This is a genomic window from Streptomyces sp. NPDC040405 (genome assembly GCF_055595765.1).
Genome location: NZ_JBVIVI010000008.1, coordinates 364,622 through 390,709, shown reverse-complemented (window position 1 = coordinate 390,709; position 26,088 = coordinate 364,622). Strand labels below are relative to the sequence as shown.

Annotated in this window: 26 protein-coding genes; 4 read left to right on the top strand and 22 right to left on the bottom strand. The window is 72.3% G+C overall.

Translation table 11 applies throughout. The annotated features are described in order from the left end of the window. The 15 genes from ACZ59A_RS30805 to ACZ59A_RS30735 are packed head-to-tail and all read right to left on the bottom strand — an operon-like array spanning position 1 to position 16,443. The gene (locus ACZ59A_RS30805) at positions 1-1,248 is read right to left on the bottom strand and encodes a hypothetical protein (protein WP_470965256.1); all 1,248 of its coding nucleotides are present in this window, start codon (positions 1,246-1,248) and stop codon (positions 1-3) included. 13 nt (positions 1,249-1,261) lie between these two features. Next, positions 1,262-3,214 (bottom strand): phage tail protein I, encoded by a 1,953-nt coding sequence (locus ACZ59A_RS30800; RefSeq protein ID WP_470965253.1) that lies wholly within the window; start codon positions 3,212-3,214, stop codon positions 1,262-1,264. After that, positions 3,211-5,268 (bottom strand): putative baseplate assembly protein, encoded by a 2,058-nt coding sequence (locus ACZ59A_RS30795; RefSeq protein WP_470965249.1) that lies wholly within the window; start codon positions 5,266-5,268, stop codon positions 3,211-3,213. Before ACZ59A_RS30795 ends, ACZ59A_RS30800 begins: the two co-directional genes overlap by 4 nt. Beyond that, positions 5,265-7,214, bottom strand: a complete 1,950-nt coding sequence (locus ACZ59A_RS30790; RefSeq protein ID WP_470965245.1) for a putative baseplate assembly protein — start codon at positions 7,212-7,214, stop codon at positions 5,265-5,267. The genes ACZ59A_RS30795 and ACZ59A_RS30790 overlap by 4 nt, the downstream gene beginning before the upstream one ends. After that, positions 7,211-7,624, bottom strand: a complete 414-nt coding sequence (locus tag ACZ59A_RS30785; protein ID WP_470965241.1) for a GPW/gp25 family protein — start codon at positions 7,622-7,624, stop codon at positions 7,211-7,213. The genes ACZ59A_RS30790 and ACZ59A_RS30785 overlap by 4 nt, the downstream gene beginning before the upstream one ends. Continuing rightward, complete coding sequence (locus tag ACZ59A_RS30780; RefSeq protein ID WP_470965238.1) at positions 7,621-8,316, bottom strand: phage baseplate assembly protein V; 696 nt, start codon at positions 8,314-8,316, stop codon at positions 7,621-7,623. The genes ACZ59A_RS30785 and ACZ59A_RS30780 overlap by 4 nt, the downstream gene beginning before the upstream one ends. A gap of 2 nt (positions 8,317-8,318) precedes the next feature. Further along, the gene (locus ACZ59A_RS30775; RefSeq protein ID WP_468050791.1) at positions 8,319-9,500 is read right to left on the bottom strand and encodes a phage late control D family protein; all 1,182 of its coding nucleotides are present in this window, start codon (positions 9,498-9,500) and stop codon (positions 8,319-8,321) included. A gap of 10 nt (positions 9,501-9,510) precedes the next feature. Next, a complete protein-coding gene (locus ACZ59A_RS30770) occupies positions 9,511-10,182 on the bottom strand; it encodes a CIS tube protein (protein ID WP_468050793.1) in 672 nt (223 codons plus the stop codon). Further along, positions 10,179-10,364, bottom strand: a complete 186-nt coding sequence (locus tag ACZ59A_RS30765; protein WP_470965235.1) for a putative phage tail protein — start codon at positions 10,362-10,364, stop codon at positions 10,179-10,181. Before ACZ59A_RS30765 ends, ACZ59A_RS30770 begins: the two co-directional genes overlap by 4 nt. A 5-nt stretch (positions 10,365-10,369) precedes the next feature. Continuing rightward, positions 10,370-10,888: a phage tail protein gene (locus ACZ59A_RS30760; protein WP_468050799.1), complete on the bottom strand. Its 519-nt coding sequence runs from the start codon at positions 10,886-10,888 to the stop codon at positions 10,370-10,372. Then, positions 10,885-12,378: a phage tail sheath subtilisin-like domain-containing protein gene (locus ACZ59A_RS30755; protein WP_470965232.1), complete on the bottom strand. Its 1,494-nt coding sequence runs from the start codon at positions 12,376-12,378 to the stop codon at positions 10,885-10,887. Before ACZ59A_RS30755 ends, ACZ59A_RS30760 begins: the two co-directional genes overlap by 4 nt. A gap of 1 nt (position 12,379) precedes the next feature. Beyond that, a complete protein-coding gene (locus tag ACZ59A_RS30750) occupies positions 12,380-12,835 on the bottom strand; it encodes a phage tail protein (RefSeq protein ID WP_385443756.1) in 456 nt (151 codons plus the stop codon). A 32-nt stretch (positions 12,836-12,867) separates the two neighbouring features. Further along, entirely contained in the window at positions 12,868-15,132 is a 2,265-nt protein-coding gene (locus ACZ59A_RS30745) for a phage tail sheath family protein (protein WP_470965228.1), read from the bottom strand. 10 nt (positions 15,133-15,142) lie between these two features. Continuing rightward, positions 15,143-15,868: a carboxypeptidase regulatory-like domain-containing protein gene (locus ACZ59A_RS30740; RefSeq protein WP_470965225.1), complete on the bottom strand. Its 726-nt coding sequence runs from the start codon at positions 15,866-15,868 to the stop codon at positions 15,143-15,145. Beyond that, positions 15,865-16,443 (bottom strand): Pvc16 family protein, encoded by a 579-nt coding sequence (locus ACZ59A_RS30735; protein ID WP_470965222.1) that lies wholly within the window; start codon positions 16,441-16,443, stop codon positions 15,865-15,867. Before ACZ59A_RS30735 ends, ACZ59A_RS30740 begins: the two co-directional genes overlap by 4 nt. A gap of 184 nt (positions 16,444-16,627) precedes the next feature. Between ACZ59A_RS30735 and ACZ59A_RS30730 the strand changes: the two genes are divergently transcribed. Both ACZ59A_RS30730 and ACZ59A_RS30725 read left to right on the top strand, forming a co-directional pair. Then, positions 16,628-16,825: a hypothetical protein gene (locus ACZ59A_RS30730; RefSeq protein ID WP_468050819.1), complete on the top strand. Its 198-nt coding sequence runs from the start codon at positions 16,628-16,630 to the stop codon at positions 16,823-16,825. A 278-nt stretch (positions 16,826-17,103) separates the two neighbouring features. Continuing rightward, on the top strand, positions 17,104-17,823 hold the full coding sequence (locus ACZ59A_RS30725; protein ID WP_470965218.1) for an AfsR/SARP family transcriptional regulator: 720 nt from the start codon (positions 17,104-17,106) through the stop codon (positions 17,821-17,823). 13 nt (positions 17,824-17,836) lie between these two features. Here the strand turns inward: ACZ59A_RS30725 and ACZ59A_RS30720 are convergent, their stop codons facing one another. Then, on the bottom strand, positions 17,837-18,355 hold the full coding sequence (locus ACZ59A_RS30720; protein ID WP_470965215.1) for a hypothetical protein: 519 nt from the start codon (positions 18,353-18,355) through the stop codon (positions 17,837-17,839). Between the two features lie 396 nt (positions 18,356-18,751). Between ACZ59A_RS30720 and ACZ59A_RS30715 the strand changes: the two genes are divergently transcribed. Further along, a complete protein-coding gene (locus ACZ59A_RS30715) occupies positions 18,752-19,831 on the top strand; it encodes a glycoside hydrolase family 62 protein (RefSeq protein ID WP_470965212.1) in 1,080 nt (359 codons plus the stop codon). Between the two features lie 24 nt (positions 19,832-19,855). On the opposite strand, the gene ACZ59A_RS30710 is transcribed toward ACZ59A_RS30715, so the two are convergent. Continuing rightward, on the bottom strand, positions 19,856-20,482 hold the full coding sequence (locus ACZ59A_RS30710) for a hypothetical protein (protein WP_470965209.1): 627 nt from the start codon (positions 20,480-20,482) through the stop codon (positions 19,856-19,858). Positions 20,483-20,589: 107 nt separating this feature from the next. Here ACZ59A_RS30710 and ACZ59A_RS30705 point away from each other — a divergent pair, with 107 nt between their 5' ends. Beyond that, positions 20,590-22,077, top strand: a complete 1,488-nt coding sequence (locus tag ACZ59A_RS30705) for a serine/threonine-protein kinase (RefSeq protein ID WP_470965206.1) — start codon at positions 20,590-20,592, stop codon at positions 22,075-22,077. 10 nt (positions 22,078-22,087) lie between these two features. Here the strand turns inward: ACZ59A_RS30705 and ACZ59A_RS30700 are convergent, their stop codons facing one another. From ACZ59A_RS30700 to ACZ59A_RS30680, 5 genes are all read right to left on the bottom strand, one after another. Further along, positions 22,088-23,128, bottom strand: a complete 1,041-nt coding sequence (locus tag ACZ59A_RS30700) for an MBL fold metallo-hydrolase (protein WP_470965204.1) — start codon at positions 23,126-23,128, stop codon at positions 22,088-22,090. 83 nt (positions 23,129-23,211) lie between these two features. Continuing rightward, complete coding sequence (locus ACZ59A_RS30695) at positions 23,212-24,729, bottom strand: class I adenylate-forming enzyme family protein (RefSeq protein WP_470965198.1); 1,518 nt, start codon at positions 24,727-24,729, stop codon at positions 23,212-23,214. Between the two features lie 11 nt (positions 24,730-24,740). Then, the gene (locus ACZ59A_RS30690) at positions 24,741-25,061 is read right to left on the bottom strand and encodes an EthD family reductase (protein WP_470965193.1); all 321 of its coding nucleotides are present in this window, start codon (positions 25,059-25,061) and stop codon (positions 24,741-24,743) included. A 53-nt stretch (positions 25,062-25,114) separates the two neighbouring features. After that, entirely contained in the window at positions 25,115-25,492 is a 378-nt protein-coding gene (locus ACZ59A_RS30685) for a hypothetical protein (RefSeq protein WP_470965187.1), read from the bottom strand. Beyond that, positions 25,489-25,857, bottom strand: a complete 369-nt coding sequence (locus tag ACZ59A_RS30680; RefSeq protein ID WP_470965597.1) for a nuclear transport factor 2 family protein — start codon at positions 25,855-25,857, stop codon at positions 25,489-25,491. The genes ACZ59A_RS30685 and ACZ59A_RS30680 overlap by 4 nt, the downstream gene beginning before the upstream one ends. Positions 25,858-26,088: the final 231 nt, after the last annotated feature.

The following is a 26,088-nucleotide window of genomic DNA, read 5'->3' as shown; positions in this document are numbered from 1 at the left end:
TCAGCGCTCCTTCACGAAGAACCAGCTCTCGAACACGTCCCCGCCCGCACCGGTGCCGGACGTCCAGGGGCCGATGCCGGAGGGCGGGAGGTCGCAGCCGCCGTGCGCGGCGGACCGGGTGTTGTGGTGACCGATGGTCGGTACGCGTCCGCCGACGTGGGTGCCGTCGACCGGGCGGCAGCAGCGGTCGAGGAGGAACGCGGCGCGGACGGTGATCAGTACGCGGTCGCCGTCCTGCAGCGTCTCGCGGGTGGTCTGGCGGTAGCGGAACTCCTGGGTGAACTCCTCACACCCGTCCTCCGCTTCGGGGTCCGGTTCGGCGAACCTGCCGCCCATGTACCAGGTGGAGGCGTTGCGTCCGCTGCCGCCCTCGATGACCTGCAGCTCCACCACGCCGGGCCGCAGCGTGTCGGTCCGTACGCCGGAGGAGAACCGCACCACGAGGCCGCCGTCCTCGTCCTGGGTGCCGAGGAGGGCCTTGGCCTCGTCGATGGTGTAGGTGTGTCCGTGGATCCAGTTGACGCCGGTGATCACGGTGGGCACATGGCGGCCGAACGTGCGGCGTACGTTCATGTGGATCTGGTCGCGGCGCACCGGCTCGTACCAGTCCGGGCAGTCGATCCTGGCCAGCCACAGCACCTTGTGCTCACAGGCCGCGCAGCAGGTGTCGCAGCGCTCGTCCGCCGGGGGCTCGCACCCGGTGACGCGCACTGTGTAGCACTCCTCCGTCCAGCCGAACTCGCAGTCGGACGTGTCCGCGCAGGCGTCGTTGTAGACGGCGCGGGTGGGCTCGACGGGCCGTTCGGCGTACTCGATGCCGACCCAGACGGTGTCGGTGTCCCGTTCGTGCGGGGGCAGCGCCTTCCACAGGTCGATCGCGCAGCCGCCGCGCACCACGACCTCGTTGCCGTCGCAGTCGACGCCGAGGCCGGGGGTGATCGTCACCTTGGCCCTGCGCCGGGTGCTCCGCGGTGTTTCGCCATCGCTCTGTTCGGCGGATGGCGTCTCCTCGCCGGTGTCCGGCGGGCAGTCGTCCTCGTCCCGCGGTGCCGGTTTCACGTACAGGCCGCACACCACGCCGTAGCCGAGCAGCGCGCGCATGCGCAGCTTCAGCTTCTCGCGGTGGTAGTCCTGTTCGCGCTGGAAGTCGCGTGCGCCCAGCATCTGGCCGTGGAAGTACCGCAGCCTGCGCAAGGGTGGCGCGTCGAACTCCTCCGCACCCGACCGTGATGTCTCTGTCTCCGTCATCCGCCCCGTCCTCTCACGACACCTGTGTATGCACACCGACGGCGGAGACGACTCCCACGCCCACCCCTCGGCGCAACCCTCTCGGTCCCGGCCTCAGCACCCCGTCGCGGCCCAGCCGCAGGGGCTGTGCGCCGCCCAGTACGGGCGCGGGCAGGGGTACGAACGCGGTGTCCACGCCGACCGTGGACCGCGAGCCGACCACGAACCCCGCGCCACCGGTCCGTACCGAACCCACCGTGTGCGCGGGCGCCTGCCGCTCCACCAGCCGCGCGAGCGCCGTCCCGTCCGCCGATCCGGCGGGCAGGGCCAGCCGGAACCGGTGCGCGTGCGCGGTGAACGGGTCGCTGTCGGGGGCGCCGAACGCGCGCAGCGGCGCCGCGCCCAGCGCCGAGCCGCCGACCCGGAACCGGCTCGCCGACCGGCCGAACAGCCTTATGGCGCCCAGTCCTTGGTCCCGTCCCGGCCCCGCGCAGCCGGTAGCCCCGCGCAGGTGCGCCCAGCGGCGGTCCGTCGCCAGTTCGTCGACGACCGGGGTCACCCCGAACACGATGCGTACCGCCTCCCGCAGCGCCCATGGCGTGCCCCGGCGCCGGTACAGCTCCGGGGCGGCGGCCAGCAGCGCGCGCCGGGTACGGGCGTCCCAGCCCGCCTCGAACGACAGGCCCAGCAGCCCGGCCAGCCAGGGCAGCACCCGGTCGGGGACGCCGACCGGGTCGAGGAGTGCCGGGTACCGCTCGATGACCCGGTCGAGCTGGGCGAGCGTGGCGTCGAACAGCGACAGGAAGCGTTCGGTGAAGTCGTCGGCCGCGGGGTCCTGGCGGAAAGCGGGCGGCAGCAGATCGGCGCTGGTGACCCGGGGGAAGTCCAGCCGGATCCGGCGGACGACCGGAGTGGCCGCACCGTCGCCGGAGAGCCGCAGCCGCAGCCGCAGGAAGCGGCCGGGCGGCTGGTCCACGAGGAAGTCCGTGGTTCCCGGGGCCGACGCCTGCCAGTCGCTGTCGTCGTACCGGCCGTCCTCGCTCACCACGATCCGCACGGCGACCGCCGTCCCGTCGGGCACGTCGGCGTCCACGCGGACGCGGTGCCAGCGGCACCGCGAGATGCCGCTGTCGATCAGGGCGGTGACGTACGACCCGCTGGTCACGTACGCGTCGGTGGCGGGCGGCACGGGGTCCCGGGGCAGGCCCTGCCAGGTGTGGCAGGTGGTCGCGGGGCCGTCGGGACCCTGCTCGCTCAGGCAGAACCCGTCGTCGTCGGCCGAGGCGAGTGCGGACGGCGGGAGGGCCGCGGCCAGTTCGTCCAGGGTGGCGGTGCGGAAGGAATGGTGGTTGCCGCCCCGGTGGATCGTGAGCCGTCCGCCGTCGTCGGTGAGCAGCCACACGGTCCGCTCCGGTCCGGTGCGCAGGCCGATGACCTCGCCTTGCGCGCCGGTGCGCAGTACGCCGCGGAAGCGGCCCGCCTGGTCGTACCGCCGCAGGGCCGTGCTGCCCTGACAGGCCACCAGGATCTCGCCGCCGGGGGCAGGGGTGGCGTGGCGGGGCCGCTCGGCCCGGATCACCCCGGCGAGTTGCGCCCCCTCGCGGTGCCACACCAGAACCCGGCCGGAGTCCACGACCGTCAGCCGGTGTCCGCGCGCGGCGACCGAGACCGGGGCGCGCAGCAGGCCGGGGTCGCAGCCGGGCGGCCAGAGAGGGGTGAACGCGCCGCAGGAGTCGCGGCGCAGCAGCCGCCGCTCGCCGGGGATCAGCAGGTACCAGGCGCAGGGCCCGCACCCCGGCGCCAGGCGGGAATCGGGGAACCAGGGCAGCAGTTGGCCCCTGGTGGGGCCTTCGGGCGCGGTGCCGCGGTGGGCGAGGCGGAGGCCGGACGGGTCGTCGAAACCGGCGATGCCGTCGGTCTCCTGCTGGTCCCAGCCGACGTAGGCGTCGAGCAGCCGGAAGGTCGCGGGGTGTGGTGTGCACGTCATGGCTGGTCTCCTACGGGGATCAGCAGCGGGCGCTCCGGCCAGACGAGGGTGTGGGGCGGGAGAGCGTGGTCGGTGCAGGGCGGCAGGCGCATGCCATCGACGGTCAGCGAGAGCCGGGTGACGGCCAGCACCCCGTCGACCGCCAGGAGCCGCCGGACCAGCGCCGTGTGCCGCAGCGCGCCGCCGAACGGCCAGCCCGCGCCGTCCTCCCCGCCGCGCAGCGGATCCAGGTAGGTGCGCACCGCTTCGCCCGCCCGGGCCAGGACCGCGGCCCGGTCGAGGTCCGGGTCGAGCGTGACCCAGGACTCCACCCCGACGCGTGCGTACGGGGTGGGGGCGGCGACGACCGTGACCCCGGCGGGTGCGGCTTCGCGCGACAGGAAGTCGGCGACGGCCCGCAGGGTGGCGGCGGTGGGGACGGGCGGTTCGCCGGGGTCGTCGCCCGGCGGTACGGGGGGTACGACGAGGACGCCGACGACGCCGGGGATCGGCTTGCCCGCGAAGTCGGGGTGCAGGCCGGGTACGCCCCGGGCGCGGGCCACCGAGGCGCCGGGCGCGCGGAGGGCGAGCTGACCGTAGTCGGCGGGGGCCACGGCCCGGCCGCGGGCGCGCAGTTCGCCGACGCCGCGGCGCATGGCGTCGGCGTCGGGTTCGGCGTCCGAGCCGCCGGAGGCCGGGAAGGGGTTGCCCACTCGGGTGACGAACGGCAGCGCGGTCACCACCCCGCTGACGGCTCCCGCCCGTACGGCTCCGGCGCTGCCGCCGCCCACGCGGTAGCGCACGGCGCGGACGTTGCGGAAGCCGGGCGGGACGGCCGTGCCGTTGACGCCGTCCCCGAAGGTCACTTCGCCGCTTTCGTGGTCCACGGTGAACACGCGGTCGTCGGCGCCGTATCCGGCCAGGCTCTCCACCTCGCGCCACCGGGTGGAGGTTCCGGCGGTGGTGCCGAACACGTCGCCGCCGGTGTCGTCGTCGACCTCGATGACCACCGATCCGGCGAGGATGGGCACCTGGCTGAGCTTCATGCGCCGCCGCCCGGCCGCCGTACCGTCCTGGACGGGCTGCAGCGGCTCGTCGCGAATGGTGCGGGCGGCGGTGGCGGTGACCACGTTCAGCCGCAGTCCGGACAGGACCGGCGCCGGGCCGGGGAAGGCGCCGTGCGCGATCCGCAGGCGCAGCCAGCGCAGCAGGGGGCGGGGCCGGGTGCCGGGCGGGCTGCCCGGCTGCCAGGAGCGCGGCACTCTCAGCTCGACGGTCCCGTCCGCGCCGAGCCCGGCGGTGGAGTCCCGCAGCACCTCGGCGGGGACGAGCCGGTTGCCGTCCAGCACGTCCCAGCGCAGCAGCGGCGCGGGCGGCAGCGGGAGGGGCACCGCCCCGCCGGAGGCCGCGGGCGCGGGGGGCGCGGCGACGACCACGAAGCCCAGCGACAGCCGCGGGTAGGGGCCGGTCGGCCCGGCGAGTCCGATCCACAGCCCGTTGCCGGGCTCCGGGTCCCGGCCGAAGGGCGCGAAGGGGCGGCTGGGCCCGGACGGTCCCAGCGGCAGGGTCTCCAGCCGTCCGGCCTCCTGGACGGCGAGGGCGCCGAGGGTGGCGGGGGTGGCGTACAGGTCCTGGTCCGTCTCGTAGACGACCTGTCCCGCCGGGGTGGAGGCCGCGCTCTGGAATCCGGCGGGGACGAGTACGGAGGAGCCGTCGGGCGGGTTGACGGTGAATTCGAGGAGCGCGGCCGCCGCTCCGGCCGGGCGCCGCCGCACGCCCGCCGTCGCCAGGTGTTCGGCGAGCACCTTCTCCGGGAGCCGGTTGACGCGGCCGAGTACGGGTTCGGCGAGGGTGCCGAAGAGGCGGACGAGCGCGACCCCCGCGTCCTGGCGGTCGGGGTCGGTCCAGTCCGGGGTGTAGCCCGCGATGCGGCCGCGGACGGCGGTGCGGACCGCCTCGCGGGTGGCGTCGAGGACTTCGGGCTGGGCGCCGGTGGGTCCGGGGCCGGGCACGGTCCGCCCGTCCGCCCGGTCCTCTTCCCGGGCGTCCCGCTCCCACCACACGTCGCCGGTCATGTCAGCCCCTCCCCCGGTTCGACGGCGGGCACGATCCGGGTGCGGACCGTGCGCAGGACGGGCAGCTCCCCGGCGGCGAGCGGCACCTCGTCGCAGGCTTCGTCCGGGTCGGCCCCGTCGAGGCCGACGCCGACGGCGGCGATGTCCGCGAGGTCCCCCAGCGCGCGTTGCGCGGCCCGCAGCAGGGCCGAGGGCCGCAGCGGCTGTCCGAAGGGCCAGCCGTCCTGGTCGTCGCCGCCCACCAGCGGGTCGAGGAAGCGGCGCAGCGCCGCGGTGACCGCGGTGGCCACGCGGGTGCGGTCGGCCGGGTCGCCGGAGAGGTCGACGCGCAGGGCGACGTCGCGGTAGCGGGGCGCGCGGACGAAGACCTCGGAGGTGAGCAGCCGCGCCTGGTCGAGGCGGGTGGCCACCGCGCGCAGCATGCCCGGGTCGGGCAGCGGCGCGGCGGCGAAGTCCTCGCGGGCGAGGTCGTCCCGGGGGGCGGCCGGGACGATGTGCACGGTCACCGCGCCGGGCACCGTGGCGCACGGGAAGCCGGGGTGCTCGCCGAGGGCCGGGTAGGCGCGGGCCACGGCGACGCCCGGGGTCGTACAGGCCAGGGTGACGAAGTCGTCGGCGGTGACCGCGCGGGTCACCTCTCCCAGGGACGCGGCCGCGCGCTGCCGCGCCTCGGCGACCGTCTCCGGGTCCGTGCCGCCTTCGGCCCGTACGAGGTTGGCGGCCGAGACCGCACCGAGCCCGGCCGGATCGTCGGCTGCCGGGAGCCAGTTGCCGGTCATCCCGCCGTTGCCGTCCCTGCCGCCGCCGGTCACGTAGGCGACGCGCACGTCGGGGTCCGGGCGGGGAACGCGCCCGGTGAGTCCGTCGCCGAACACCAGCGCGCCCTCGGCCCGGTCGAGCACGAAGATCCGGTCGGCCGGTGCGCCAAAGGTGAAGTCCGGCACCGGCTGCCACTCCTGGTCCGCCAGGCGCAGGGTGGCCTCCAGGAGGCGGTCGGCGGCGTCCGGCAGGAAGAGGTGCTGGCCGGGCAGCCTGAGCCAGGCGTCGATCTGCTCGTGGAGGGTGGCACCGTCCGCGGTGCGGTACGTGCGGTGGTGTGCGGCGGACACGTTGACGGCGAGCTGGCGGAGGCGGGGCGGGGCCGCGTAGGTGGCGGCCGGGGTCGACACCAGGAGCCCGGTGTCCTGTGTGGTCCAGTCGGCCGGTGGGTGCAGCCGGACGACACCGGAGCGTCTGAGTCCGGCCGTGCCGTCCTCGACCTTCTGATATGTGCCGGAGATGTCCGTGCCCGGCCGGAACCAGGACCAGGTCAGCTCGGCGGGCGGCGGTACACCGTCGACCGCCCCGGGCAGCCACGACGGTACGCACGCGGCGGGCGCGTCCAGTTCCACGAGCAGACCGATCGGGCCGGTCGCGGCGTGCGCTCCGGTGAGCGGCAGGGTGAACCGGACCTCTGCCGGGGCTCGGTCGCTCGCGAGCAGGGCGATGCCGCGGCGGGCGCGCAGGTCGGCCGTGCGGTCGCGGTCGGTCCACACGGTGATCTCACCGTCCTCGGCGAGCGGGAGCACGGCCACGTCGTCGTCGAGGGTGAACGCGATCCGGCCCATGGGGTCCCGGGTCAGCGCCGTGCCCGCGGGGACGACGGGTACGGCGGTGTCCTCCCGCTGTGCGGCGAGGCGCAGCACGGTGGCGGCGGGCCGGGCGGGACGCGGCGGTTCGAGGCCGAGCAGCCGCAGTATGGCGACCACGAGCGCGTCCGGCACCTGGTCGAGCCAGTACAGCCGCTGTTCGAGGAGGTAGGCGAAGAGTTCGAGGAGGGTGACGCCGGGGTCGACGGGCGCGTGCAGCGTCCAGGTGCCGTCCGACTCGGCGGGGATGCGGCGGCGGATGGCCGCCATCATGTCGGCCCAGGTGAGGTCGTCCAGCTTGGGCGCGGGCAGGGTCATGGTGTCCCCCCGGTGAGGCCCGTGAGTCCGGTGTAGAACGGGAACACCAGGTTCGCCTTGGTGTTGCTGCGCCGGATGCGGTAGACGACCGAGACGGTGATCCGCGACTCGTCGGCCGGGTCGGCCTCCGCGCGGACCTCCTCCAGTTCGACGCGCGGCTCGTGGTCGCGGACGGCGGCGGCGATCGAATGTTCCAGGTCGCGCAGGTTCTGCACACTGCCGGGCGCGAAGAGCAACTCGTTGGCGCGGGTGCCCAGTTCGGGCTGCATGACGCGTTCGCCGGTGCCGGTGAGCAGCAGCGCCCGCAGGCAGTGCTCGATGCTCTCCTCGCCGGTGGCGTAGCCGAGCCGCCCGGACGCGTCGGGCAGGATCGGGAACCGCCAGCCGGTTCCGAGGAACTCCTCGCTCATGCCGTCCTCGCCTTCTTGGCCAGCACGGCGGGGGTGAGCGGCGGGGTCGGCGGACCGGTCGGTCCGGCGGCGGAGGGGTGGGTGTGGGTGTTGAACGCCTGGAGCAGCGCGTTGCCGAGGACGAGGGGTTCGGTGGCGCCGCCGCCGAGGTCGATGGAGGGTGAGTCGACGGTCACCTTGGGCGCCTTGAGGGTGATGTCGCCCTGGGCGGTCACGGTGACGCTGCCTCCCTCGGCCGCGGTGATCCGGATCGCCTTGCCCTGGTCGTCCAGTTCCACCACGTGCCCGGCGGCGGAGGTGATCCTCAACGCCGCCTTGGACTCGGTGTCGTCCAGGAGCACTTCGTGGCCGTGCCGGGTCCGGATCATCTTCTGGTCGCGGCCGTCGGTGCGGGCGGTCGGCGGTTTGTCCTCGCCGTTGTAGAGGCCGCCCAGGACGATCGGGTACCGCATGTCGCCGTGCACGAAGGCGACGATCACCTCGTCGCCCTTCTCGGGCACGAACACCGAGCCGTAGCCGTTTCCGGCGTACAGCTGGCCGACCCGGACCCAGTCGGTGACGGTGGTGTCGTCGAACCAGGGGAACTTCAGCTTGACCTGGCCCTCGTCGTCGCCCTCGTTCTCCACGACGAGCGCTTGGACGACGCCGTAGTAGCGCTTGTCGGTGGAGCGGGCCCGTGGCGTGCCCCTCATGGTCACTGGTCCCCCTGATGGATCCGCCGTGCGGTGAACTGCGTGAAGAAACCGCTGGTGTTGAGGGTGTGCTCGACGCGTTTGACGAAGTAGGTGCCGGAGAAGCGGCGGCCGAGGCCGTAGATCTCCAGGTTGTCGCCGGGCCGCAGTTCGGGCAGGCCCGCCACCTTGCCGGTGGCGGTGATGAACTCGTAGGCCCGCTCGCGCAGCAGGCTGATCGCCAGTTCGCGGGCCTCCTGGTCGCTGCCGACCGGCGCGTCGACCATGACCTCCTGGCGGCCCTGCAGGGTGGACTCGGCGACCTGCGGCCCGCTCTGCCCGTCGGCCGTGTTCTGCCCGGCGGGAAGGTTCTCGGCGGTCGCGGTGAACGCGATGGCCTGTTTGGTACGGGGGTCCCAGCCGCGCACGGTGACCTTGCTGACCTGCTGGGACACCGTCAGCGTCGGGGTGAACTCGATCAGGTTGGGGATCAGCCCCGCGGGCTGGCCGGTGGGGCCGGTGCTCAAGCCCGGTGCGTACGCCAGCCGGTACACCCGGATCGGGCGGCCGTCGCGGCCGTCGGTCGGCTTGATGAAGTACAGGGTGTCCTCGCCGGTCTTCGCGTCGGGGAGGATGTAGCAGTCGAAGTCCAGCCGCTTGGCCCGCTCCAGCAGGAACGTGGCATCGTCCTGGTTCTTCTGCACCACCAGGTCGTGGGTGGGCCCTTCCCTGGTGACCTCGATGCGCAGGTGGTTGCGCTGGGCGATCTGCTCGGCGATGCGCCAGTCGGGCAGATTGCGGTAGGTCTTGGTCTCGTTCTCGGTGGGCTTGCGGTCCTTGAGCCGCAGCAGCCCGTCCACGCCGCTGACCTGGACGGTGGGCGAGGCGCCGTCGGTGAACTTCGGGCTGAGCGTGGAGATGGTCCCGGTGGCGACGGTGAGCAGCTTGTCGGCGTAGCCGAGCCGCACCGAGACCCGGCCGCCGAGCCGGAAGCTCGCCGAATCGCTGTGCTTGAACCGCAGGTTCGCGTCGTCCCAGTTGTTCAGGGTGAGATCGAAGCCGGACATCTCGTCGATGTCCCGGTTCACCTTGATGTCGATGATGTCGTTCTTGGTCGACGGGTCCAGCTCCAGTCCCTCGATGCGCACCTCGAACTCGGGCGCGTACCGGTCGGGCGGGGCCACCTCGGGCGCGGGGGTGCTCATCGCGCCCTCCTCACGGCAGCCGGGGCACGGTCAGCACCCGGCCCGGCCGCAGGTCGCGCGGGTCGCTGATGCCGTTGGCGCGCGCCAGCTCCCGCCAGGCGTCGGGCCGCCGGTACAGCGCGGCGGAGATGGAGCTGAGCGTGTCGCCGCGGCGCACCACATAGCTCTTCTCCACCGTGGGCGAGGAACGCGGCGTCTGGGCGACCTGCACGGCGGCCGTACGGAACTCCTTGAGGGAGAGGTCCAGCATGGCGCGCAGCGGCACCCCGTCCGGCCGGAACAGCTGGTAATTGACGTCCAGCTTCTCCACGACGCCGGTGAAGACCTCCTCGTCCCAGACGAAGCGGACGACCGGGGGCGCGTGTTCGCGGCTGTCGGGCCGCAGCAGGTCGCGCAGCGCGTTGACGTAGGCGGTTCGTACGTTCTCCAGGGTGTCGGAGGTGTCCACCAGGGCTTGGACGGTGAGGGTTTCCGTGCCGCCGCGGACGTACTGCAGGGGCGGTGTCTCCAGGCCGGGGATGGTGATCTCGGCGAACGTGTTGCTCTTGCTCAGCTTGTAGTCGGTGGGGTTGAACCGCAGCGGGATCCGCCGCTGCCGCTCGTCCGCGATCACCGGCCGGACGATCTCCAGACGGGCCCGGGCGGCGCCCTGCCGGGCGAAGGACACAGGCGTCACGCTCATTGGTGGCCCTCCCCGTCGCCGAAGCTCCGCTCGGTATCGGTGCGTCGGGCGCGGGCGCACTGATCCTCGTACAGCTTCGCCCAGGCCTGGATGTGCTTGTTGAACAGCTGGGTGAACACGGCGCCGTCGTCGCCGTCCACCTGGAACCGGACCTCCAGCTGGTGAATGGTCACCTTCGGCACGCCGGTCACCTCCCCTGGCTCAGGCGCGACAGGGCGTTCGCCGCGGTGTCCTGCAGGACCTTCGTCAGCCCCTCGTGGGCGATCTCCAGCGACTCGATGGCGATCGCGTTCTGCTCCCCGTGCAGGTCCGGGCCGCTCCACTTGGCGGCGAGGCCGCCGTGGAAGGCCCACGCCGCACCGGGCACCCCGTCCGGGCCGAGCACGATCACCGCGCCATCGCGGCGGGCGCCGAGGGAGTCGGCGAGCCCGGCCTGGTACCAGGACCACAGCCCCGGGTCGCGCACCACTCCGCGCTTGAGCGTGATCCGGTTCCATGAGTGGCGCAGCGGCAGCTGGTGGACCGAGTCGTTGCGCCCGCCCTCCGGGTAGCTGGTCACCTCCAGCTGCGCGCCGAGCCCGGTGACCTCCTGGAACGCGCCGGACGCGGCCAGCGGCAGCAGCAGTGCCTGCGCGGGCGGCAGATAGGCGTCGCCGGGGTCGAGGGTGACCAGGAAGCGGTATTTGGGCAGGGGATCCAGGGTCATGCCTCGATTACCTCCAGGTCTCGGTCCTGGCCGAGTACGAGACGGAGCCGGATGAACTCCATGGGGACGGCCGGGGCGACCTCGATCTCGCAGACCAACTGCCCCGGGTCCTGTTCGGGCGGGTTGTTGGTGTCGTCGCACACCACCCGGAACGCCTGCTCGGGCCGGGCCCCGGCGAGCGCCCCGGCGCGGAAGGCCGACAGCAAGACGGAGGTCAGCGCCCGCACCAGGGTCAGCCGCAGCTCCGGCGAGTTGACGTCGAACACCAGCGGGCTCGCCGCCCGCCGGATGGCCCGCACCAGCAGGTGCGTCAGCCTGCGGTGCGCGATGTAGCGGGTGCTCGGGTCGGCGGACAGGGTGCGCCCGCCCCACACCATCAGGCCCCGCCCGCGGGTGCACCGGATCAGGTCTATCCCCGCGTCGAACAGCCGGACCTGCTGCGGTTCGGGGTACTCGGCCGCGAGGTCGACGGCCTCCAGAATCACGGCGTTCGCGGGCGTGTGGTGTGCGCCGCGCTCGCCGTCGAGGCGGGCGATGACGCCCAGGACGTGCCCGGACGCCGGGACGGTCCGCAGGTCGTGCCCGTCGGGGACGCGCAGCGGCGGGTGGTGGACGGCGGCGCAGCCGAGCAGCCCGCCGTCGCCGGTGGCCGCCAGGGAGCCCGCCCAGGCGGCCGCCTCGTCCACGGAGGACAGCCGGGGCGGTACGTCGAGTACGGCGAGGCGGTCGTGCAACGGCTCGATGGTGCGGAGCAGTTCGAGCACCAGGTCGGTGTGGGTGGTGCCGGTCAGGTCGGTGCCGAGGTCGGGCAGCGCCACCAGCGCCGGTTCCGGCAGCTCGGCCTGGGTGGTCACGGCGTCCGCGTACGCGTCGCGGGCCGGTGCCGCGTCGGTGCCGCCCGCGAGGTTGAGGTCCCAGGACAGCGTGATCGGGCCGGGCAGGTCCGGCGGTGGTGGCGGCCCGTCCGGGACGAGCCGGATGTAGCGGGACGCGGCCAGCCGGTCGGCCACCTCGGCGAGCGGCAGCCCGGGGAAGGTCTCGGGCGGCTCGCCGGGCAGCATGACCCGTACGCCCACGGTGGGCGGACCGGCGACCGTGCTGGCCTGGTAGCGGATGGCGACGCGCGCGCCGTTGGCCCAGGCGCCGGGGCTGGTGGCCACCACCCGGTAGCCGGTGGCGGCCAGTCCGCTCAGCGGACCGGCCGCCCACCGGGTTTGGGCCGTGGTGGCCGGTCCGGACACGCGGAGCACCCAGGCGGTGCGGCCGCCGTTCTCGAAGAAGCCGCGCAGTGCGTACGGGGTGGCGAAGGCGCCGTCCGGCGGTCCGAAGGCGGCCACGACGTCGTTCCAGCTCTCCACGCGCACGGGAGTGCCGACCGGGCCCCGGCGGAGCCGGCCGAGGAACACCGCCACGTCCGTGCGCAGCGGCTCCGGGTCGGGGCCGCGGACCGCGGACGTCAGGGATACGCCGGGAAGCGCTTCGCCGGCCATGTCAGGCGTCGATCTCCAGCTTCTCGACCGCCAGGACGAGGGTCTCCATGGCGATCTCGTTCTTGGTGGCGCTGAGCGTCGGGCCGGTGTACTTGGTCGGCCAGCCGCGGTCGAAGTTCCAGCGCATGGCCTCCTGGCGGTTCTCGTCCAGCAGCACGATCGACCCGGAGGTGCGCCGTACCTTGCCGTTGAGCGCTTCGACGATCCAGTTCCAGAAGCCGACGTGGCCGGTGACGCCGCGCTTGAAGGTGAGGTTGGTGAACTTCTTCAGTCCCGGGATCTTGCGGACGGTGATGTCCTCGCTCCCGGTGCGGTACTCGATCGGCGGAATCTCCAGCTCCAGCCCGCTCACCTCGGTGAAGGACCCGCTCACCGCGACCCCGTCGTCGCTGACGTTGGTGACGATGATCTGGAAGTTGTAGGACGCGTACGGATCGTCCCTGGTTACGGGCGGCATGGTGGCCCCTCCTCAGTCCTCGGTCGGGCTGCTCAGGCGAGTTGGGTCTCGCGGGTCTTCTGCTGGATCCGGAAGATCACGAACTCCGCCGGGAAGACCGGCGCGACGCCGATGACGCAGATGAGCCGACCGTTGGCCAGGTCGTCCTCGGTCATCGTGGTGCGGTCGCAGGCGACGAAGAACGCCTCGTCGGCGGTGGTACCGGCGAGCGCGCCGCTGCGCCAGACGGTGGTGAGGAAGTTGGTGACGGTCTGGCGGACCAGGGCCCACAGCGCCTCGTCGTTCGGCTCGAACACCACCCACTGGGTGCCCTCGTCGATCGACTCCTCCAGATAGAGGAACAGCCGCCGGACGTTGACGTACTTCCATGAGCTGTCCGAGGAGAGCGTGCGCGCGCCCCACACCCGGTGGCCCATCCCGGGGAAGAACCGCAGCGCGTTGATGCCCTTGGGGTTGAGCAGGTCCTGATGGCGCTTGGTGACGTCCTGGGCGATGCCGTCGGTGAGCCGGATGCCCCGGATGACCGCGTTGGCCGGTGCCTTGTGCACTCCGCGCTCCACGTCCGTACGGGCGTAGATCCCCGCCATGTGGCCGGACGGCGGCACCTCGGTGTCGCGGCCCGTGGACGGGTCGCGGGTGACGAGCCACGGGTGGTAGAGCGCCGCGTACTTGGTGTCGAACGGCTCGCGGAACGCCTGGATGCCCTCGGTGTCCAGACCGTCCTGGGGGTCGAGGATCGCGAACCGGTCCCTGAGCAGTTCGCAGTGGGTGACCAGGGCCGATTCGACGGTCCCCGACCACACTCCGGGCACGGCGCAGACGGCCACCTCGTCGATGTCCTCCAGCGCGGCGATGCCGGTGCGCTTGCCGCTGCCGCCGTCCTCGCCGACGAAGTCGGCGACGCTGAGGCTTCCATAGGCGTCGTCGCCGGGCTCCAGGGTCAGCCAGGATCCGACCGCGGGCAGGGGGAACTTCGTCGGGTCGGTGGACAGCCCGGACAGCGCCGTCGCCCGCACCAGCTGCGAGCGGCCGGCCAGGGTGGTCACCAGGTTCGACGGCGCGTCGCCGGTCAGCCGCAGGTTGCGGTACGACTCCGTCACCACGCCCCCGGAAGGGGCGGTGAACCGGGCGTCGACCTGCGCCTCGACCAGCTGCAGCCGGTCGGTTTCGAAGAGCGTTCCGGGCACGTTCCCGTCGAGGGTGACGACATCCGCGGCGACCGACTGGACGGTGCGGATGGTCAGGCTGGTGCCGTCGTCGAGCTGGACCACGGCGCCCTTGTACAGCCTGCTCGCCCCGCCGACCCGCAGCGCCGGTCCCGCCGAGGTGTTGCCCCGGCGCACGCGGCGCACCAGCAGCCCCTTGCGCCACGCCTCATGGGACGTGCCGGACGGCAGGGTCAGCGTCACCTTCCCGTCCGCCGGCTGACTGAGCTGGACCTTGAACCGGCCGGAGCCGATCTGCACCCAGACGTCGGCGGGCAGGTCGTCGGGGTCGAGCCCGGTCCGCGCGGCGACCTCGACCGTTTCGCTGTCCGCGGCGGCGTCCGCGGCCAGCTGCGTGACGAACAGCGCGCCCTCCTGCGGATCCGGCAGCACCGGCAGCGCGGCCCCGCTCATCGGCTGGATCCGGACCTGAACGCCGCTGCCCCATGAGCCGGGGCTGACGGCGGTGAACTCCAGCGTCTCTTCCGCGCTGCGCGTCCCGATCTGCACATAGTCGCCGCGGGCCGTCCTGACCTCCGCGGGCAGCGCGGCGTCCAGTTCGATCCGGCGGGCGGTCGCGTCGTAGGCGGCGACACCGGCGGTGTGGATCGACTGCTGATCGTCGCCGCGGAAGATCTGGATCTGCTGACCCACACCGGTGAATCCGATGAGGTGGCCGAGCTCCAGCCGGGTGGCGCCCTTGGCCGCGTCACCGGCGACCGGGCTCACCAGGCCGTGGCCCACGACGCCCGCGGCCGGGGTCGCCTGCCTGCTGGCGACCCGCTTGATGTACAGACGCTGGCCGCCGTTGTCGAAGAAGCCCTTGACCGCCAGCGGGAACAGCCACCAACGGCCGCCTTCGGCCGGGTCGTTGGCCCAGGTGTCCCGGATGAGGGGGTCCGGCTCGGGGACGAACCCGCCGAACGTGTTCTGGAACTCCAGGAAGTTGGTGACCAGCTTGGGCTTGCCGGTGTACGGGCCGCGTACGGTGACCCCGGCCATTCCGGCCGTACTGGTGCTCACCCCCGCGATCGGCCGTGGGCCCGCATCGACCTCCTCGATGTAGACCCCGGGGCTCAGATACTCCGCCATGGACGGCTCCTTAACTCTCGCGGATCTCTATGACGTGCCGGTGCTCGATGTCCTGCGGCAGCCGCACGACCAGCGATCCGGACCGGCCCGGCCGCTCGGTGGCCCGCAGACGGAATGTCTCCTCGACGGCGTGCTCACCGGCCTTCTCGCCCTCCCACCGCAGGGCCAGCCGGAAGGCGCCCGTGGCGTCGGACAGGGTGCGCTCGTGCCATGGCGTCAGGTCCCGGCTGGTCCGCCCCTCGGCCTCCACCAGCACATTGGCGATCGGCTCGGCGGTGGCCGCGTCGACCACGGCGCCGTGCACCGTGCGCACGCCCGGCGGATAGGGGAAGGAGGTGCCGGGCAGCAGCCGGACCAGCCGCGGTTCGGCCGCCACCGCGGGCGGGTGGGCGTCGTCGTACGGGTGCACCAGGAACTCGACGCCCACCAGAGCGGCCGAGAACGGCTGGCCGTCGGCCGGGTACAGCGGTTGGTACCCGGCGGCCGCGAACCGGGCCCGGTGGCGCCGCGGCACGGCCGCCCACGGCTCGCCGCGGCGGCCCAGCCCCGGATAGGCGAAGGCGGCGCTGGGCGTGCGCACCGCCGCGTCGTCCAGCGGCAGCCAGCCGCCGTCCTCGAACCGGTCCAGCTGGACCGTCACCCCGGCGCCGCGCACCCGCCGGGCGTAGTCGTCGAACGGGATGAACCAGGCGGGGCTGTGGAGGGCGGAGCGTGCCAGCGGCAGGAAGCGGCTCATGGCGTCGCCGCCCCGCTGATGACCCGGCTGTGCACCGGGCGGACCGCCGTCCCGGTGGCGGAGTCCAGATTGACGACGCGGACCTCGTAGTTCAGCGAGAGCCGGTACGGCTTCTGGATCGCGTACCAGACCCAGGACTTCTGATCGAGGGTGAGCGGGGTCAGGCTCAGGTGCAGCGAGTCGGTGCTCGCCGCCAGGCTGCCGGACAGCTGTGTGCCGTCCAGGATCGCGTCGTCGTAGAACGTCTGCATCGCCCGGCCGAGCATGCGGTGCTGGGTCTCCTGGTCACCGCCCCAGGGGGTGATCAGGTAGCGCAGCAGCAGAGCCATCGGCGGCTTGCGGGTGACCGGCGGGTCGGGTGGCTGGGAGCGCACCGGTGGCCGGTTCCGCGATGTCGGGTCCTCGGCGATTTCGTAAAGGAACACCGTGAGTTTCGGCGGCGGTGTCTGCACCGTCTCGGAGAGATCGTTGAGTTCCGCGATCGGCGGTTCCACCTGGCTGAGTCCGCGCAGGGACTGGGTCAAGGTCTCCACGATGACCGTCGAGACATCGGCGATGACGCCGAAGTCACCCATGCGAATCCTCCCCGCGCTCCGCGCCCGAAAGCGTGCCTCGACGAGGATGCAGGGCCCGGCGTGACCCAATCGCGATTCACCCATCACACGAGCGTCACCAGCCCGTTTCCGCCGCACGGCGATGACGTTGGCGGTCACGCGCCGACAACGCCGGGGTGACACCGATAAGGCATATTTTTCTTCCATGGAAATCCACTCAGAGCAGGCCGGTGTCCTGATCCTCCGAGTGTGGGTGGAAGAGGGAAGGCCGGACGGCTTCCGGGCGCGCATTGTGCGAACGGGCGGACGGCACGAGGCGCCTCCGACCGCGGTGAGCGCGGTGGACGACGTCCTCACCGCCGTACGCGTGTGGCTCGATCAGTTACTCGAACCCGACAGGTGACGTTTCCGCGACGTCCCGGTGATGCCCGGCCATATAACGTTGTCCACCGAAGGGCAGGGCGCACGATCATGAATTGCTCGTAACATGGCTGGGCAGCATCCCGATTGCCGGTTTGGGATCATTCACTGAAGCCAATATCGCCCGGGGGGCCGATGAGCGCAGAAGGCCACGTCATAACGTTGAGGCTGCTCAAAAGCTTCGCACTATCGGTCGATCACAAACGTGTTCCCCTTTCTTCCAGCGCCCAACGCCTCCTCGCGTTCCTCGCCCTGCAGGACATGCCGCGCACCCGGACGTATGTGGCCGGAATGCTGTGGCCCGACGTGACGGCTTCCCGCGCCAACGCCAACCTCAGATCGTCTTTGTGGCGCGCGACCCGGACGGGACATCAGGTCATCGACGCGTGCACCCAGGAACTGGCGATCGCCAAACACATCGACGTGGACATCCACACGGCGTCGACGCGTGCGCACCAGCTGCTCGACATGTCCCGCCCGTGCGACGACATCCTGACCGCCCGGACCCGGGCGGACCTCTCGTCCGATCTGTTACCGGAGTGGTCGGAGAACGAGTGGGTGCTGGTCGAGCAGGAGCAGTACCACGAACTCCGGCTGTACGCCCTGGAGGCGATGACCGAGCGGCTGACGGCGGCGGACCGCCACGGTGAGGCGGTCGCCTCCGGGCTGGCCGCCGTCCGTGCGGAGCCCCTGCGGGAGAGCGCGCACCGTGTGCTGATCACCGCGCATCTCGCCGCGGGCAACAGGGTCGCGGCCCTGCGGCAGTTCGAGCAGTGCCGCCGTGTGCTGCTCGACGAACTGGGCCTCGAGCCTTCCCCGGCACTGCGAAGCCTGGTGCCGTCCCACCCGTCCCACCCGTCCCGCCCGCCTCACCCGCGTCATCCGTCCGAGCCCGAGGGGGCGGCGCCCCCGAAATCCCGGCGCGTCGTCGTGCGCCGCCCGGCGGGCGATGTCCTGGTCGAAGGCGCGGGCGGAAGGTAGCCCGGTCGGCCGCTCAGCCCAGCCCTTCCTGGTGGGACCAACGGGGCTCACCAGGGCTGTCGTACGGCTGCGGGGGCTCTCTCCTGGACTCGCCGCGGGCGGCGCCGCGCGCGGCCCGCATGTGGTCGCAGGCCCGGGAGTCGGGGCTGAAGTCGATGCCGGTGGCGGCCGCGAGTGCCCCGAAGAAGCTCTCGCCGAACTCCGACTGCTTGGTGGTCGTCCAGTTGTATGTCTCGCAGTCGCGCAGGGCCCGCATCATCATGCGGCTCCCGTAGCCCCGCCGCTGCCATCGCTCGGTGACCCGGATCTTCCTGACCAGGCCCCTCCGGCACACGCCGCACACCTGCCAGCTGAGCCGGGCGAAGTCGTCCCCGTCCGGCACCTGGCACACCCGCAGTTGCCGGTATCCGGCCGGGACGCCGGGCGGGGTGTACGCCCAGACCTCCCCCTCCTCCCTTACGCGCCCGGGTTCCCGCCCGCGTAACGCGTCCACCAAGCGCCCCCACAGCCCGGCCCGCTCGCCGCCCGCCATCAGCGGCCGCGTCCGTCGGCGGTGCCGATTCCGCGCACGTCCTCGACGGCTTGTCTTCTCATGTCCCCACGCCCCTTCGTCCGTCCCCCGCCGGCCCCCGGAGGGCCGGCGGAGCCAGCCTGCCCCACCCGGGCCCGCCCCGACAGGCTGCGGTCCGCCGACACGCCGTGGCGGGACGCCGGTTGTCGGTGCGCGAGGTATTGACGCTCTTCGTGAGGCTTCTATGCTCCAAGGGCATCCGAGAGCCCGGCCGATGTTCGGTATGTCGAATCAGGCTGGGCGGCACACGCATGCACACCCGCACCATCCGTTCCGGTAAGGCCCTCCTCACGCGCCACCGTTCCGGATCCGCAAGGGCGTACCTGGTGTTCGTGCGGCATGCCCCTTGGAGCCCTCATGCTTCCAGGACGACAGCTCCACCCGCGCGCGTTCCACGCGGCCGCGGTGCTCCTGCTGGGTCTGGCGATGTCACTGTTCGCCCTCCCCGCCGATCAGTCCTCCGCGCCGACCCCGAACGCCCGGACGGCCGCAGGTTCCGCCGTCCGGCTGCCGGGCAGCTCCCAGTGGTCCTCCAGCGGACCGCTGATCGCGCCCCAGCCCGATGCCACGTATCCCGTCGTGTCCGTCAAGGACCCGACGGTGGTGCGGGCGGGCGGCAAGTGGCATGTCTTCATGACGACCGCCAACACCCAGGGCGCCTGGAGCCTGGCCTACACCAGCTTCACCGACTGGTCGCAGGCGGGTTCGGCGCCGCTGACGTATCTGGGCACCAATCCCAATATCGGCAGCCGGTACGCGGCCGCACCCCAGGTCTTCTACTTCGCGCCCAAGCGCCTGTGGTACCTCGTGCATCAGACCGGCCCGCCCTCGTACTCCACCAGCACCGACCCCGGCAACCCGCGCAGCTGGTCGGCGCCCAAGACCTTCGACAATGCGGCGGGCTCGGGCACCCTGGACTACTGGGTCATCTGCGACACCGCCAAGTGCTATCTCTTCTCCGCGGATGACAACGGCCACGTTTTCCGCTCGGAGACCACGGTCGGGGAGTTCCCGGGCGGCTTCCGGAACACTCAACTCGTCCTGCAGGACTCCAAGTTCGCCCTGTTCGAGGGTGGGGCGGTCTACCGTGTGCAGGGGAGCGACACCTATCTGCTGATGATGGAGGCCATCGGCAGCGACGGCAGGCGCTACTACCGCTCCTTCACCGCCCAGGACCTCACCGGCCAGTGGCAGCCGCTGGCCGCCACCGAGTCCAATCCCTTCGCCCGCGGCAACAACGTCACCTTCCCCGCAGGCGCCTGGACCCGCGACATCAGCCACGGCGAACTCATCCGGACCGGAAACGACCAGACCATGACCATCGACCCGTGCCGCCTCCAATTCCTCTACCAGGGCATGAACCCGTCGGCGAGCGGCGACGACTCCCAGCTCCCGTGGCGACTGGGGCTGCTCACCCAGACCAACAGCGCCTGCTGAGACGGAGGCGTCGGCGCCCCCGGCTCACGGTGTGCCCCGGGGGCGCACATCGACGCAGATCCAGTCGTACTGGCCGTAATGCAGCAGCTCGGCGCCTTCGAAGAGGGTCACCGCGGAGTCGCCGTACTCCCAGACCACAGCCCGCTCCGCCGCCAGCGCCTCGTCCGGCGCCCGCGGCACCGGTTCGCCCAGCCGCGCGCGCAGCAGTTCCTCGGCCGCCCGGAAGGCGGAGGCCCAGTCGTCCTCGGTGGCCTCCGGCTGCCACCGCCATCCCGTGAACGCGTCGAACTCCCAGACCTCCTCCGGGGGCAGCGGCTCCCCCGCCGGGTCGGTCACCTCGAACGCGCCGTAGGCGAGCGGCATCAGCACCCCGACGGTGTCCAGGCAGCCGGGGTGGGCACACGCCACCTCCGGTCCTGCCTCCTCGCAGCCGGGATGGTCGCCGATCCACAGATGCCAGCCCTGGCCGCCCTCCTCGCCGGGCGGTGGCAATACCTCCATCTCCGGGATGACGGGCTCGCCCTCGCTCCCGGACAGCTGCCAGCCGTTGCGTACGAAAAGGTCCTCATAGGCCGGATACGTCCAGGCCAGCCCCACGAACTGCAGTGCACGGTCGAGCCACTGGCCGTCCGCGAGAGTCATCATCGCCATGCGCGGGACAGTACCCCGCCACGCCGGGAGGCCCATGGTGGCCTGCGTACTCGCGCCGGTTATCGTGTCGAGGCACATCGAGCACGGTCAGAACGAAGAGGGATGCGGTGTCGGACAAGGGGCGGCTGGTCGCCAGGCGGTACCGGCTGACCGAGCGGATCGGCAGCGGCGGCATGGGCACGGTGTGGCGGGCCGAGGACGATGTCCTGGGCCGCCAGGTGGCGCTCAAGCGGATTCACGCTCCACACCATCTCTCCGACGACGAACTCGCCACGCTGTACGAGCGCACCCGCCGCGAGGCGCGGAGCGCCGCCCGCATCACGCACCCCAACGTGGTCGTCGTCCATGACGTCGTGGACGACGACGAGGGGCTGCCGTGCATCGTCATGGAGTACGTACCGTCCACCACCCTCGGCGCGTTGCTCAAGGAGCGCGGCACCCTCCCGCCCCAGGAGGCGGCGCGGATCGGCCGGGGCATGGTCGCCGCGCTCCGGGCCGCGCACGCGGCCGGAGTGCTGCACCGTGACGTCAAGCCCGGCAATGTGCTGCTCAGCGGCGACGACAGGATCGTCCTCACCGACTTCGGCATTGCCGTGACCAGCGGAACGTCGACGCTGACCCGGACCGGGGAGATGATCGGCTCCATCGAGTACATGGCGCCGGAGCGCGTCAGGGGCCGCAAGCCCGGCCCCTTCTCGGACCTCTGGGCGCTGGGCGCGACGCTCTACCAGGCGGTGGAGGGGCAGCCGCCCTTCCGGCGGGATACGGCGATCGAGACGGCCTACGCCAACGCCGCCGACCCGCTGCCGCCGATGCGGCACGCCGGGCCGCTGGGACCTCTGATCGAGGCGCTGCTCGCCAAGGACCCCGACGCGCGGCCGTCGGCGGAGGAGACGGAGCGGGAACTGCGCGCCGTGGCGGCGGAGGCGCCGACCCGGGTCCGGGCCCCACGGCAGGATGCCCCGGACACGGCCGCGGCCCCGCCGCCGTCCGGCGGCGGGCGCCGTAAGCGGCGCCGGGTCATATGGAGCGCCGCGGTGGTGGCGCTCACGACCGTGGCCGTGGCCGGTGCCGCCTACATCTGGCCGAACGACGGCGGGCAGCGGGACGGTGGCGACGGCAAGGCGAAGGCCCCCGCATCCACGCCCCCACCGGTGCCCCGCGGCTACCACCTGGTCGAGGAGAAGAAGCTCGGCGTCTCCTTCCCCGTACCGAACGGGTGGAAGCTGAAAGATCGCACGTCCGAGAGCGTCAGCTACAACGCCCCCGACAACCTGGTCGGCATCATCATCGGCACGGTGGACCCCGCAGGGCCGACACCCGTGGCGCACTTCCGGGACATCGAGGCGAACACGAAGAAGAACTACGACGTGTACCGGCGGCTGCGCCTGGACCGGACCACCTTCCGGGGCCAGCCCGCGGCGGTCTGGGAGTGCACGTTCCAGGGCAGAGTGCGCACGTTCCGCGCCATCGACCTCGGCTTCGGGCGGGAGGGCGGCAAGGAGTACGACGTCTACCTCTCGGCGCCCGACGACCAGTGGGACACCCACCGTCCCGTCTTCGACGCGGTGAAGCAGGGCCTGCGCACCCACTGACCGGGGCTCATCACCGTACGCGCGTGTACTGGTTCACGCCGTCGGTGAACGCCACCGTCACCTGCCCGCGGAGGACCAGGACGTCCAGATGTGCGGCCGTCTCGTTGACCGCGAGCATCTGGTTGAAGGCGCTCAGGTCTCCGAACGGCACGGCCCGGCGCGTCCAGCCGAGGCCCCGTGCCACCGCGTGGGCGTCGAGCGTGTCCTCGCCCAGTGCGGCCAGGCTCCCGGCGAGCCGGTCGTCGTGGTGGGTGAGCAGTTCGGCGACCCGGGTGTGGGCGCTGTCAGTGACGGGCCCGTGCGCGGGCAGCAGGCGGGCGTCGCCGTAGCGGGTCATCAGCCGCAGCGAGTCCAGGTAGTCGGCGAGCGGACGGCCGCCCGGTTCGGCCAGTTCGAAGCCGATGGAGGGGGTAATGTGCGGCAGGACGTGGTCCCCGGAGAACATCAGTCCGCGCTGCTCGTCCAGGAAGACCACATGGCCCTTGGTGTGTCCGGGGGTGGGGACGACCCGCAGCTCGCGGTCGCCGAAGCGGAGGGTTTCGGCGCCGAGCCAGCGGTCGGGGGCCTCCCACACGCTCGGGTCGTAGCCGCCGTGGTCCATCGCCTCGATGCGGTCGGCGAGTTCCCCGGCTCCCGAAGCGCGCAGGGTGCGCAGCGACCCGACGGGCTGGTCGCTGCGCAGCCGGTCGAGCATCTCCAGTCCCGGGCGTTCCCCCGCGCCGAGGTAGACGCGTGAGCCCAGCAGTCGGCGCAGCTCCACGGCGTGGGTGTAGTGGTCGCGGTGGATGTGGGTGACGAGAATGTGGCTGATGTCGCCGGGGTCGCGGCCGATGGCGGCCAGGGCCTCCTCGAGCGTCTTGCGCGCCTCGGGGATGGCCCAGCCGCCGTCGATCATGACGATGCCGCCGTCGTCGTCCAGGTCCTCCAGGAGGTAGACGTTCACGGCGTGCAGGCCGTCGTTGGGCAGCGGCAGGGGCACGCGGTGCACCCCGGGCTGGACGGTCTGGACTCCGGCCGCTGCCCACGGACCCTGGTCGAACCGCGCTGTCATGATCCTCCTCATCGGTGTGCTGCCCGGACCACGCCGGATGGCGTCCGCGGTGGCACGCTCTCGCGCACCCCCGCGGGGGCTCGTCAGGACCGGCCGGCCTCGTCGGCGTGCAGTCTGACGGCCAGGTCCCGGGCCCCGCCCCGGTCGAGCTTGCCGACCTTCGTCTGGGGCAACTCGTCGGTACCGTACACGTATTCGGGCCACTTGGTCTTGGACAGTCCGATGTTCTCCAAGTGGCCGGTCATCTCGGCCAGGTCGACGGGCCTCCCGTCCGTGGTGACGACGAGCAGGGCCACGCGTTCACCGAGGACGTCGTCAGGAACGGGCGCCACACACGCCCGGGCCACCCGCGGGTGACCGGCGACCGCGCGCTCGATCTCGGTGATGTCGATGTTGCGGCCGCCCCGGATGATGATGTCCTTCTCCCGGCCCATGATGGTGATGGTGCCGTCCTCGTGGACGATCAGCAGATCGCCGGTGGGCAGATAGCCGTCCTCCGTCAGCGCCGGGGGAACGGCCCTTCCGTCACCGGCATAGCCGAGGAAGAGGGAAGGACCGCGCACCTGCGCCCGGCCGGTCACCCCGGGGCCCGCCACCTGACCGTCGGGAGTGAGCGCGCGCACGTCCGTGCCCGGGAAGGGGCGGCCGTCTCTGCCGAGCCTGATCTCCTCCGGGTCGTCGGGGCCCGGCGAGGTGTGGCCGAGACACTCGGACATGCCGAAGACCCGCAGGATCCTTGTGCCCAGGGACCGTTCGGCCCGGGCCAGGGCTCGGCGGTCCATGGGCCCGCCGCCGACGGTGATCGACCGGACGCCCCGGAGGATTCCGGAACCGGCCGCCTCGTCGCCCATCTGGAGCGCCATGGTCGGTACGCACATGGTCCAGCGGACCTCGTTGTCGGCCATCCGGCGCAGCGCGCGAGCCCGGTCCCACTTCCCCGTCATGACGAGCGGTCCGCGCAGCAGGAGGGAGAGATAGACGCCGAAGCAGTACGCGGCCGTCGACGACAGCGGGACGATCGCGGCGACGGCGTCGCCCGGCGACAGGCCGTTGACGCTGATGGTGGTCGACGCGGCGTAGCGCAGGGCCTGCTCAGACTGTACGACGCCCTTGGGCCGCCCGGTCGACCCGGAGGTCAGGCCGATGAGGACGCCGCCCGACCACCGGGACACCTCGCGTTTGTCCGGGGCGGACAGGCACGTCCAGCCGTCGAGCACGGTCCGCACCGGGCCGGGCAGCCGTTCCGCCACTCCCCACTCGGCGATCGCCGAGGGTTCGGCGACGACGGCGTCCGGGCGGATGTCCTCCCAGGCGGTGGCGAATTCGGCCTGGGTGGTGTGCCGGTTGACCAGCGCGATGACCCCGCCGTCCCCGGTGCTGAGGCCCGCGGCGAGGGTGGCGGCGACCGTGCGCCACGAGTTGTCCGCCTGGATCAGGACGGTGCCGACGGCTCCGTCGGCCGTCCCGGCGGACAGTGCTCCGGCCAGCCGCGTGGCCTCCTCGAGGAGCTGCCGGGCGGTATGGCTGCCCGTATCGTCGATGACGGCGACGAAGTCGGCCTCGTCGGCCTGCCGTTGGAACTCCCGCACTACCTGTCGCATCTCGTCCCTCCTCAGGCGGCGAACAGCTCCGCCTCGTACCCCATGACCGCGATGCGGCGGCCCTTCATGTCGCCCACCTGGGCGACGGCAGCGGCCCATTCGGGGCTCGCGAGGGCCTTCTTCAGGTCCTCGGGGGAGTCGAAGCCGAGGACGGAGAGGCCGTCCCAGCCGTCGGAGCGCGGCTCCAGGGCGGCGTCGATCTCGGTGTGCCGCCAGCTGCGCAGTCCGGGCAGGTGGCGGGTCAGCTCCGCGTGGTCGCCGCGCCACCACGCGATGAACTGCTCGTGTGTCCACTCCGGGGGCCGGGCTGCCAGCAGGACGAGGTTGTACATGGCGGTCCTCCGCACGTGGTCGCTTCCATGGACACTGGGTGAGGCAGGCAGGGTCAGGTGAAGCGGATCTCGGACGAGCGCCCGATCAGCAGGCGCTGAAGCCGCCCGTCCCCGTTCACCCGCCCGGCGGCGACGAAGCTCGCCTCGGGGATGCCCGCGCGCCGCACCTCGCCCAGGAAGAATTCGTCCCGGCCGAGCGTGGTCGCCGCGAGCCGGTGGTGGGTGCGGGTGCCTTTTTCGCGCTGTTCGAGGTAGCCGACCAGGGCGTCGCGGCCCCCCGCGAAGTCGGTGGCGTCGCCGCCGCCGGTGGAGAAGAGGATGGACAGCGAGAAGTCGTCGCTGATCAGGTCGAGGATGCGGGACGGTTCGTCCCCGTCGAGGATCTCGAACCACGCGGTGAGGAAGGGGGCCGCCGCCGGGGTGCCCGTCATACCCGGCCCCTGTCCCCGGCCCAGTCGACCAACTGGAAGGTTGTCGTGAAAAAGGCCTGGTAGCGGGCCATGAGCCCGCCGGGCGAGAGCACCGCGGCCGAGTGGAAGGAGCCGGAGTAGCGACCGCCCTCGGTCACCACTCCGTATACGGTCTCCAGGTCGCCGTCCCGGCTGTGGCGCAGGATCTCGTGTGTCCGGTCCACGGGGTTGCGACCGGCGATGTACGCGGCGAAGTCTTCCCTGGATGTGCCGGTGACCTCCTTGCCCGGCAGGGCGAGGAGGAACCGGAAATCGGGTTCCAGCAGTTCGAGCGTCCGTTCCGGATCCCGGCTGTCCATGCCGGCCAGATACGCGCGCAACACCATGAGGGGGCCCTTTCCGTCGGCGGCCACTCATTAAGGGTGATCAAATTGAGTCAAGTTCAATTCAGTTTGCATCGTAAGCCCGCTGAAACACGGCTGACAAGAGCCCGTACGAGACCATCCTGCGCCGTCGGCACGGCTTTGGCGCGGGTGCGGGCGGCGGGCAGGGCGCGGGCATGGCAAAGCCCCCGGCGGAGGTCCGCCGGGGGCAGGAGCGACAGGGCGCTCAGCGCG

Coding starts and splice junctions, on each gene's coding strand:
- ACZ59A_RS30805 (WP_470965256.1), bottom strand. CDS start 1,248: ATGACGGAGACAGAGACATCACGGTCGGGTGCGGAGGAGTTCGACGCG.
- ACZ59A_RS30800 (WP_470965253.1), bottom strand. CDS start 3,214: ATGACGTGCACACCACACCCCGCGACCTTCCGGCTGCTCGACGCCTAC.
- ACZ59A_RS30795 (WP_470965249.1), bottom strand. CDS start 5,268: ATGACCGGCGACGTGTGGTGGGAGCGGGACGCCCGGGAAGAGGACCGG.
- ACZ59A_RS30790 (WP_470965245.1), bottom strand. CDS start 7,214: ATGACCCTGCCCGCGCCCAAGCTGGACGACCTCACCTGGGCCGACATG.
- ACZ59A_RS30785 (WP_470965241.1), bottom strand. CDS start 7,624: ATGAGCGAGGAGTTCCTCGGAACCGGCTGGCGGTTCCCGATCCTGCCC.
- ACZ59A_RS30780 (WP_470965238.1), bottom strand. CDS start 8,316: ATGAGGGGCACGCCACGGGCCCGCTCCACCGACAAGCGCTACTACGGC.
- ACZ59A_RS30775 (WP_468050791.1), bottom strand. CDS start 9,500: ATGAGCACCCCCGCGCCCGAGGTGGCCCCGCCCGACCGGTACGCGCCC.
- ACZ59A_RS30770 (WP_468050793.1), bottom strand. CDS start 10,182: ATGAGCGTGACGCCTGTGTCCTTCGCCCGGCAGGGCGCCGCCCGGGCC.
- ACZ59A_RS30760 (WP_468050799.1), bottom strand. CDS start 10,888: ATGACCCTGGATCCCCTGCCCAAATACCGCTTCCTGGTCACCCTCGAC.
- ACZ59A_RS30755 (WP_470965232.1), bottom strand. CDS start 12,378: ATGGCCGGCGAAGCGCTTCCCGGCGTATCCCTGACGTCCGCGGTCCGC.
- ACZ59A_RS30750 (WP_385443756.1), bottom strand. CDS start 12,835: ATGCCGCCCGTAACCAGGGACGATCCGTACGCGTCCTACAACTTCCAG.
- ACZ59A_RS30745 (WP_470965228.1), bottom strand. CDS start 15,132: ATGGCGGAGTATCTGAGCCCCGGGGTCTACATCGAGGAGGTCGATGCG.
- ACZ59A_RS30740 (WP_470965225.1), bottom strand. CDS start 15,868: ATGAGCCGCTTCCTGCCGCTGGCACGCTCCGCCCTCCACAGCCCCGCC.
- ACZ59A_RS30735 (WP_470965222.1), bottom strand. CDS start 16,443: ATGGGTGACTTCGGCGTCATCGCCGATGTCTCGACGGTCATCGTGGAG.
- ACZ59A_RS30730 (WP_468050819.1), top strand. CDS start 16,628: ATGGAAATCCACTCAGAGCAGGCCGGTGTCCTGATCCTCCGAGTGTGG.
- ACZ59A_RS30725 (WP_470965218.1), top strand. CDS start 17,104: ATGCCGCGCACCCGGACGTATGTGGCCGGAATGCTGTGGCCCGACGTG.
- ACZ59A_RS30720 (WP_470965215.1), bottom strand. CDS start 18,355: ATGGCGGGCGGCGAGCGGGCCGGGCTGTGGGGGCGCTTGGTGGACGCG.
- ACZ59A_RS30715 (WP_470965212.1), top strand. CDS start 18,752: ATGCTTCCAGGACGACAGCTCCACCCGCGCGCGTTCCACGCGGCCGCG.
- ACZ59A_RS30710 (WP_470965209.1), bottom strand. CDS start 20,482: ATGGCGATGATGACTCTCGCGGACGGCCAGTGGCTCGACCGTGCACTG.
- ACZ59A_RS30700 (WP_470965204.1), bottom strand. CDS start 23,128: ATGACAGCGCGGTTCGACCAGGGTCCGTGGGCAGCGGCCGGAGTCCAG.
- ACZ59A_RS30695 (WP_470965198.1), bottom strand. CDS start 24,729: ATGCGACAGGTAGTGCGGGAGTTCCAACGGCAGGCCGACGAGGCCGAC.
- ACZ59A_RS30690 (WP_470965193.1), bottom strand. CDS start 25,061: ATGTACAACCTCGTCCTGCTGGCAGCCCGGCCCCCGGAGTGGACACAC.
- ACZ59A_RS30685 (WP_470965187.1), bottom strand. CDS start 25,492: ATGACGGGCACCCCGGCGGCGGCCCCCTTCCTCACCGCGTGGTTCGAG.
- ACZ59A_RS30680 (WP_470965597.1), bottom strand. CDS start 25,857: ATGGTGTTGCGCGCGTATCTGGCCGGCATGGACAGCCGGGATCCGGAA.